The organism is Streptomyces flavofungini, from assembly GCF_041028215.1.
GTDB classification, from domain to species: domain Bacteria; phylum Actinomycetota; class Actinomycetes; order Streptomycetales; family Streptomycetaceae; genus Streptomyces; species Streptomyces flavofungini_B.
The window spans coordinates 1-3,560 of sequence record NZ_JASKYR010000796.1 but is presented as its reverse complement, the minus strand read 5'-3'; the positions used below and the strand labels follow the sequence as shown (position 1 = coordinate 3,560).

5 protein-coding genes are annotated in these 3,560 nt (G+C 72.9%); 3 read left to right on the top strand and 2 right to left on the bottom strand.

Annotation, left to right across the window (positions count from 1 at the left end):
• Positions 1–29: 29 nt before the first annotated feature.
• Positions 30–452, bottom strand: a complete 423-nt coding sequence (locus AB8Z36_RS34595; RefSeq protein ID WP_369217348.1) for a nuclear transport factor 2 family protein — start codon at positions 450–452, stop codon at positions 30–32.
• A gap of 159 nt (positions 453–611) precedes the next feature.
• Between AB8Z36_RS34595 and AB8Z36_RS34590 the strand changes: the two genes are divergently transcribed.
• Both AB8Z36_RS34590 and AB8Z36_RS34585 read left to right on the top strand, forming a co-directional pair.
• Positions 612–1,316 carry an MOSC domain-containing protein gene (locus AB8Z36_RS34590; protein WP_369217347.1) on the top strand — a complete coding sequence of 235 codons (705 nt, stop codon included), beginning with the start codon at positions 612–614 and terminating at the stop codon, positions 1,314–1,316.
• Entirely contained in the window at positions 1,313–2,035 is a 723-nt protein-coding gene (locus AB8Z36_RS34585) for an HNH endonuclease family protein (RefSeq protein WP_369217346.1), read from the top strand. Before AB8Z36_RS34590 ends, AB8Z36_RS34585 begins: the two co-directional genes overlap by 4 nt.
• A gap of 79 nt (positions 2,036–2,114) precedes the next feature.
• Here AB8Z36_RS34585 and AB8Z36_RS34580 read toward each other — a convergent pair whose 3' ends face one another.
• Positions 2,115–2,915, bottom strand: a complete 801-nt coding sequence (locus AB8Z36_RS34580) for a hypothetical protein (RefSeq protein WP_369217345.1) — start codon at positions 2,913–2,915, stop codon at positions 2,115–2,117.
• Between the two features lie 177 nt (positions 2,916–3,092).
• Here AB8Z36_RS34580 and AB8Z36_RS34575 point away from each other — a divergent pair.
• On the top strand, positions 3,093–3,560 hold a 468-nt coding region (locus tag AB8Z36_RS34575; RefSeq protein WP_369217344.1), incomplete at its 3' end, for a helix-turn-helix transcriptional regulator.

Here is a 3,560-nt window from a genome sequence, read left to right as displayed (position 1 = left end):
GTCGTGAGGGCGGCGCGCGCCGGGGGCGGTCAGGGAGCGCACGCCTCGGCGATCGAGAGGCTGTTCTCGTAGAGGTGGTGGCGGGTGATGCGGCCCGCCTCCACCGTGAGACGCAGGGCGTAGGGGCCCTCGAAGGACTTGCCCGTGGCGCGCACGGTGCCCGCGAGGTGGCCGAACAGGACCGCGTCGGCGCCGTCGACGAGGAAGGTGTCGAGGGTGGCGCGGCTGTCCTCGGCGACGGTGTGCGCGGCCAGATCCGCGGCCTGGGCGGCGCACTCGGCGCCCGTGCGGCGCGGGCGTATCCAGGGCACGCCGGGATTCTCGGCGAGGAGCCAGTCGACCTCGTCGGCGAAGAGCTCCACCATCCGGCCCTCGTCACCGGCCAGACGGGCCTTCAGGAAGTCCTGTACGACGGCTCGGGTCGCTTCGGCGTCGGGGTGCTGGGTCGTCATCGCGTGCTCCTCGGTGGATGTCCGGCGCTCTCTTCGACAGGGCCGATCCTTACCCGGCGGCCGGGCGCGGTCGATTACCCCGGAGGTCATACGGAGGGGGAGGCCGGGCTGCCGATACCGTGGGGCCGGGAGAGTCCGCCCAGGGGAGGGGAGAGCGCGGTGGCGTTCAAGGTCGTGGGTCTGCGCCGGTTTCCGGTGAAGTCGATGCTGGGCGAGGAGCACGACCGGCTGGAGTGCGACGGGCGGGGTGTCGTCGGCGACCGGCTGTGGGCCCTGCGGTACCCCGACGGCAAGCTCGCCAGCGGCAAGAACCACCAGCGGTTCCGCCGCACCCCCGGGATGCTCGAACACCGCGTGACCTACGACGGGGACGGCGCGCCCGTCATCACCGCGCCGGACGGTGCGGTGCTGCGGCCGGGCGACGCCCGGATACCCGAACGCTTCGGCGAGGGCGTCGAGCTGGTCCGCGAGGGCGGGGAGAGCCACAAGGACGTCTCGGCCGTCTCCCTCGTCGGCACCGCGTCGCTCCGGGCGCTCGGCGACCTGCTCGGTGACGCCGACCCCGTGGACGTGCGTCGGCTGCGCAAGAACGTCGTCGTGGAGACCGACGAACCGTGGATCGAGGAGGACTGGGTGGGCCGGGAGATCACCATCGGCGGGGACCGGGACGGGGAGCCGCTGCGGCTGCGCGTGGTCAAGCGCGTCAAGCGCTGCGTCATGGTCACCCAGGCCCAGCCGGGACTGCCCGTGGACAACCGGGTCCTGAAGACGCGCGSYGSCGCCCGGGGCATGTGCGTCGGCATCCACACCGACGTCGTGACGCCCGCGCCCATCGCCCTCGGCGACACGGTGGTGGTCCGGTGAACCGGCGCACCCTCGCGGCCCTGCTCGCCCTTGCCGCCGTGCCCGCCCTGGTCACCGGCTGCGAGTCCGGCGACGACAAGGCGGCGGACGGTGCCCCGGGGGCCACGGCGGGCGCCGGGTCCGCGCTCGCCGCCGTCGACACGCTCACCGTCAAGGGCCGTGCGCCGAAGACCGGTTACGACCGGGCGAGGTTCGGCACCGCCTGGGCCGACACGGACTCCAACCGCTGTCCGACCCGGGACGACATCCTCAAGCGGGACCTGAAGGACGTCACGTACGAGGGCGGGGAGTGCCGGGTCGCCTCCGGCAAGCTGGCGCCCGACCCCTACACCGGCAGGGAAGTGACGTTCCGGCGCGGGCGCAGCCAGGTCGACATCGACCATCTCGTCGCCCTCTCCGACGCCTGGCAGAAGGGCGCCTTCCAGTGGGAGCCGAGCAAGCGCATCGCCTTCGCCAACGACCCGCTCAACCTCCTCGCCGTCGACGCGGGCCCCAACCGGGGCAAGGGCGACGGCGACACCGCGACCTGGCTGCCGCCGAACAAGGGCTACCGGTGCGCGTACGTGGCCGGTCAGGTCGCGGTGAAGAAGAAGTACGGGGTGTGGGTGACCGGGGCCGAGCGGGACGCCATGAAGAAGGTGCTCGCGTCCTGCCCGGAGGAGGAACTGCCCGCGGGCGACGCGCCGACCACCGCTCCGGGACGCTTCCACGCGCGCTGACGCGGCGCTCCGGACGAGGTGACACGGGGTGCGGCACCGGCGTGCGGCACCCGCTGTGAGCGGGGCCCGTGCCGGGGCGTCAGCTCGCGAGCTTGTCCAGGTCGAGGATGTCGCCGGTGGGCGGGGTGGCCTTGACCGGCTTGTCGTAGTCGCCGAAGGACAGGGTCTCCGGTGTGCCGCCCTTGGTCAGGGTGTCGACCCGCAGCAGATAGGGCTTGCCCTCCGTGGCCACGTAGAGCTCGTACTTCTCCTTGCCGTCGCTCTCGGTGAGCTTGATCGCGGGGACGCCGTCGACCGTGGTCGCGCCGCCTCTGCGGGCCGCCGAGTGGACGTCCTTGAAGTCGGCGAGCACGGTGTCGAGGTCGCAGAACCCGGCGATCTCCTTGGCGTCGGAGCTCGTCGCCTTCGTCTTCGCCCACCGGTCGGCGAGCATGTCGACCGCGGCCTGTACGTCGGACGCGGGCTCCCCCTTGCTCTGCGCGCGCAGGAACTTCTCGTCGTACTTCATGTAGACGGTGTCGCCCGGGATGATCAGCTCGATCGAGCCCTGTCCGTTCATGCCCATCGTGCCCGCGCAGGTGCCGGTGGTGTCCAGGGCCATGTCCAGCGAGATCCGCCCCTCCTCCGCGTCGGTCACGGCGCCCTTCATGCGCAGCGACGCGGCCTTGGAGGTCGCCTCGACCGCCTTGTCGGCGATCTCGCCGCCGGACATCCCGGCGAAGGGGTCCTTGGCCGCGCCGGTCTTCCCGGCGGCCCGCTTCGCGGCTCCGGCGGCCTTGCCGTCCTCGGAGCCGCAGGCGGTGAGTCCGGCCGTGGCGGCGAGTGCGAGGCAGGCCGCGGCGATGACGTGGCGGTGCGGACGGGCACGGTGCTGACGCATGGAGATCCCCCCAGGGAAGTCGGTCGATGGCTCCATGAGAGCAGGTGGGTGTGAACCGAGTCAACACGAGAACTGTGTACGCATGAGTTAACGGCCGTGAAGTGCTCCGTGGTGCGCGCATCCCCGCTATGCTCGACGCCGCGCGATCGACCCCGCGCGGTGGAGGGGAGCTGCACGATGACGCCGTCGGACGAGACGACCGAGGTCACCGCCGCCGGTATCGCCCGGCTCGCCGGGGTCGGCCGGGCCGCCGTCAGCAACTGGCGGCGCAGGCACGGCGACTTCCCCAAACCCGTCGGGGGCACCGACACCAGCCCCGCCTTCGCCCTCGCCGAGGTCGAGCGGTGGCTGCGCGCCCAGGGCAAGCTCGTCGAGGTCCCCCTGCGTGAGCGCCTCTGGCAGCAGCTCGCCGGGCACCCCGCGGGCCCCGCCACCGCCCTCGCGCACACCGGCCTCGCCCTGCTGCTCCTCCAGGACCGGCCCGCCGCCTGGCCCGCGCTCGGCGCTGTCTCCGACGAGCGGCTCGCGGAGCTGCTGCCCGGGGAGCTCGACGACGTGGTGACGGCACGCTTCGGGATACGGCGGAAGCGGGCCGTACGCATCCCCGCCCCCGCCGAACTGCTGCCCTCGGCCGCACTGTTGCGC

Excerpts from the sequence above, each read along its gene's own strand:
- AB8Z36_RS34595 (WP_369217348.1), bottom strand. The coding sequence starts at position 452 with ATGACGACCCAGCACCCCGACGCCGAAGCGACCCGAGCCGTCGTACAG.
- AB8Z36_RS34580 (WP_369217345.1), bottom strand. The coding sequence starts at position 2,915 with ATGCGTCAGCACCGTGCCCGTCCGCACCGCCACGTCATCGCCGCGGCC.